At 56.4% G+C, this 4,076-nt stretch carries 4 protein-coding genes and 1 pseudogene; 2 read left to right on the forward strand and 3 right to left on the reverse strand.

Translation table 11 applies throughout. From position 1 onward, the window contains the following. Positions 1-456: 456 nt before the first annotated feature. From HBH25_RS22810 to HBH25_RS22820, 3 genes and pseudogenes are all read right to left on the reverse strand, one after another. A complete protein-coding gene (locus HBH25_RS22810) occupies positions 457-1,800 on the reverse strand; it encodes a hypothetical protein (RefSeq protein WP_168086209.1) in 1,344 nt (447 codons plus the stop codon). Between the two features lie 321 nt (positions 1,801-2,121). Then, positions 2,122-2,364 (reverse strand): annotated as a pseudogene (locus HBH25_RS22815) (Y-family DNA polymerase); the annotation flags it as partial. Next, positions 2,351-2,779 carry a LexA family protein gene (locus HBH25_RS22820; protein ID WP_168086211.1) on the reverse strand — a complete coding sequence of 143 codons (429 nt, stop codon included), beginning with the start codon at positions 2,777-2,779 and terminating at the stop codon, positions 2,351-2,353. The pseudogene HBH25_RS22815 and the gene HBH25_RS22820, both read right to left, overlap by 14 nt. Before the next feature lie 658 nt (positions 2,780-3,437). Here HBH25_RS22820 and HBH25_RS22825 point away from each other — a divergent pair. Together HBH25_RS22825 and HBH25_RS22830 are read left to right on the forward strand one after the other, a co-directional pair. Beyond that, positions 3,438-3,779, forward strand: coding sequence for a TAL effector repeat-containing protein (locus HBH25_RS22825; RefSeq protein WP_168086212.1), 342 nt, complete (start codon positions 3,438-3,440; stop codon positions 3,777-3,779). Positions 3,780-3,832: 53 nt separating this feature from the next. Next, positions 3,833-4,076: transposase zinc-binding domain-containing protein (locus HBH25_RS22830; RefSeq protein ID WP_178089121.1), on the forward strand; the 244-nt coding region annotated here is incomplete at its 3' end.

The raw sequence follows: 4,076 nt of genomic DNA on the forward strand, positions 1-4,076 counted from the left end.
AGTGCTAAAAACCACTTCCCGATCAGCAGTTTACAGCAAAAGCTGTTTGAATTTGCTATCCGGCCTCTGACTCTCCAAGGCCAATCGCACCGTAATGTTCTTGCCTGACGCCTCTCTTGATGTGTAGGAATCTTTGAAATTCCTACACATCGAGTACACTTCCGAACCGGCCACCATGCTCTCGATAATCGTCATTACGCGCTCACTGAGCTGGCCGTTTATGTGGAATAGAAAACAAGACGAGCGTATGAGCTAAAAAGCAGGACCGGGCTAATAAGGGCCGCCCCGGAAAACTAAATAATCGTACTCAAGCGTGCGCAGGAGCAAACATCCGGCGGCACACTGCTGCGGTGGTGGTCACAGTTATTCCGCTCCTAACTGCGTGGCGAATTGCTCCACTGAGCCCGGCAGTTTTCGATTAGGCCTGTCGCGGGTTGGTGAAAGTCGCTGATCTGATCACCGCGATCCGAACCGGGCATTCAGCCGGGCTTGCAGCAGCCCACCAGCGTGGTCGCTTGCCATTGGCTTAGGCCGGCACCATTGCTGCACGCGTGCCTGGCCCTCTTCGACCTTGGCGACGCATTCGTCCAGCGAAAAGCCATCTAACACGTTCGGATCGTCCAGCATGGTCATTGGCAAACCGTGACGCACTAGTAGGTTGTTCAAAAGCAAGAGGCCGAAGGTGCGGCAGTTACGGTCCGCGTAAGGGTGCAGACGCTCCAGCGATTGGCAAAGCTCCACCATATGCCTGACTGACTGCTCTGGCGCGTCGCGCATGTGCGTATGGTAGGCCTGAATGAATTCGTCGACGAGCAGGGTGAGGGTTCGCTGGGGAATGGGCGAGCGAACCACAGTGCCATTCGTCTCCGGCTCCATGGTTTTCCAAAGCGCTTCGGGGTCTGGCGAGGTCGCCAGCTGCGGCCAGGTATTACGAAAAACCTGGGTGTCTTTCACTACACCGTAGTGTGGGGCGACTTTGCGTACACGCTGGGCGAAGGCGAGCAACTCACGTCTACCATCCGGGGATAGGTTGGCGCCCATCTTGACCGGGAAGCCGCCTCCCGGTTCGAAGAACCCGCTTTTTGCATCCGGGGCGGTAGGGTTGCAAGCGCGGTACAACAGGTCGACCAAATGGCTGTCAACGGGGTGATCCAGGTGCTGCATCGAAATCGACCACCCGTTGAGCATGCCATGCAGATAAGCAGGCTCTGAATCAAATAGAAACGGTATCATTGGGTGATTAAGTGTCTGACTCAGATGTTGCTCCACGAACGCTACTCGTTGCGGGTCGATGCACATGCGCCAGCGGTGCTCCGGCGCGATATCGGCGAAGGGTGTTCCCTCGCCTATACCGTGCAGGTGCAATTCCCGAATCGCGGCGAGGCCGAAGTCAACTTTCTCGGGGTCGACTTGCTCAATGAACTTGGCCGATGCTGAATGCGGTGGCGCTACCTTCGCGAGCAAAGCACTTTGCTTCGCTCGACTGAGCGCAGTCTTGACTAATAGGTCAACATTCTCGGGCATCGAATCGGGTGTCAGGTGTATCCGATAGTCGCTCATCACTGTGGAGACAGTGTCCAACGCAGCGAACATAAATGCGTTGAGCGATGAGAACGCTGTATTAGGGTCCGATTTGGCAACTGTCATCCACCTGAAAAAAGCTCTTTGCAAATGTGGCTCAACCTGATCGCCGACCTTCTGCTGCAGCGTTTCAAGACTGTGGTTGCCGATGCGCACCGCCTCGGGCGTGGGTAAGCCGACTGAGCCGATGGGCCGTGGAGTGTTAGAGACGCCGAACATGAATAAGCTCGCTTTCGTTGACCATCGTCACCCTTGAGTGGCCAAGCGCGAATGTCAGGTTCCCATATAGTGGCCAAGGCGCGCGTGACCAGGGTCGTGGCGCCCACCCTTTCACAGCCCCGCCATGCCAAGCGGCAGCACCAAGCTGCCACCGGCATTAGTACTCAAATAGTCACTACGCCTTTCGCCATAGGCATTACGGCCTATTCAAAAAGCGGCGGCATCTTTCACAAACGCCGCTGCCATGGCTGACGCGCTTCGAGCGACCGCTAGGACAGGTTGCATGGCCCTGGGCCAAAAAGCATTCCACGTAACTTACTAGAGCTCATAATTACTGCTGAAAGCCTTGATGCCGTGACGGCGTAACGTGTCCTTGATCTGGAAGTAAGGTGCACCCATTTTCACAAAGGGTTTTGCGTCGTAACTACGGGCAATTACGCAACCGTCGTTGTTTGAAAGGACGACTATTGGTGTCTTGGCCAGGTCAGGTCGGAAGACCCTTTCACATGACGCATAGAACGAATTGCAGTCCACCAGGGCAAAGGTGGGCTTAGGCGTAGGCATGGTCGCGCACGCTGTAGCGAACCACTCCCCAAATCGTCATTTCGTCGCTCTCCATGACGTAGCGCGCCGGGTAGGCCGCGTTCTCTGACTGAAGGATTAGCTCACGGCCCTTGTGGTGCAGTCGCTTGCACACCGGCTCGCCGTTCAGAGCCGCAATCACGATATCGCCATGCCGCGCCTCGCGGCCTCGATCCACAATCACCAGGTCACCGCTAAACATGCCGGCGCCGTTCATGCTGTCGCCTTCGATCTTCACCAGGTAGATATGCGGGGCACGGATGTCGAACAACTCATCCAGGGAAATGTGCTTTTCCAAGTGATCCGCAGCGGGTGAGGGAAATCCTGCAGGGACACGGCAGGCAAATAGCGGTAGGGGGATCGTAGAGGACGGAACCCCAAAGCTCCAAAAAGCCACTCATTCGGTTGAATTAACTTCAAACTGGTACGCATATGAGCGGAATAAATAACATTTCGGGTTCCTCTACCACCCCCATTCAACATAGCCCAAGCGAGGCATCTGAGCCGACGCGATTAGTCATAAGAACTGCTGATCAGGCTAGAGACCATTGGCGTACGATCACAACCTCGTCACAAGCGTCAGACGCGATGGCACAGCTTGACGAGCGTGCAGAAGGAAGACACATAGACGATGAGAGCTATAGGGTATTAGCGAATACACTGCGGGATATCCATAATAGCCTTCAAACTAGCGAAGCTGCTCAGGCACAAAGAGCACACCTCCCAGTACGCCCCCCACCGTCTCTAGCGCTGAATACCCAGCCCCTGGCTGCACTACAACAATCTGGCGTCACTGCCCAGACCCTGGCTGCACTACAACAATCTGGCGCCACTGCCCAGGACCTGGCTGCACTACAACAATCTGGCGTCACTGCCCAGCACCTGGACCGTATAGCAGCAGGTGCTAATAGCCCACCCAGTGCCTTAACACAGTTAATTCAACGATTTCAACAAGATCAAGAACGACGTGAATAAAACTGTTAATTGGGCAGCAACAGTACACCCGCCAGTAGGCCCTGCTCAAGGTCGCTGCCCATGATGGCGGCGCGCAGGCCTTGCAGGCGCTGCTGGACAAGGGCCCGGCCCTGCGCAACGCCGGCTTCAGCCTCGACAACCTGGTCAAGGTCGCCGCCAATATAGGCGGTGCGCAGGCCTTGCAGGCGCTGCTGGACAAGGGCCCGGCCCTGCGTCAGGCAGGCTTTGGCCCCGACAACCTGGTGAGGATTGCCGGTAACAACGGCGGCAAAAAGACATTGGAGACGCTGTTGCAAATCCATTCGCAACTGACCCGGGGTGGCGTTTCCCACGATGAGATACTGACCTTGGCGACTAAACAGCGGGGGGCTTCCGGCGCGCTCCAAAGCAAGCTCAACGAACTGACGGCAGCCGGTCGTTGAGGCCGATATGATAGGGTTTGCTCCTCTCAATGCGTTCGGTGACATGACCCGGCATGCCTACCAGCTTCAAACCAAGGCCTTTGAAAAACCTGTTCACGGCCAATGGCTGCTGGGCAGGTTTGCTGGAGGCCGGTGGTTTGCGCGACATCGAAGTGGAGTCGATCAGCAAAATGCTGGCCTGCGCCACCTCGATCCTGGGCGTGAAGCACTACACCTGCGGCAATGAGCGTTGCCCGCACGTCAAATACCTGTGCAACACCTGTCATTGTCGGGCCTGCCCGTCGTGCGGCAAAAAGG

Source organism: Pseudomonas quercus, assembly GCF_012033695.1.
GTDB classification, from domain to species: Bacteria; Pseudomonadota; Gammaproteobacteria; order Pseudomonadales; family Pseudomonadaceae; genus Aquipseudomonas; species Aquipseudomonas quercus.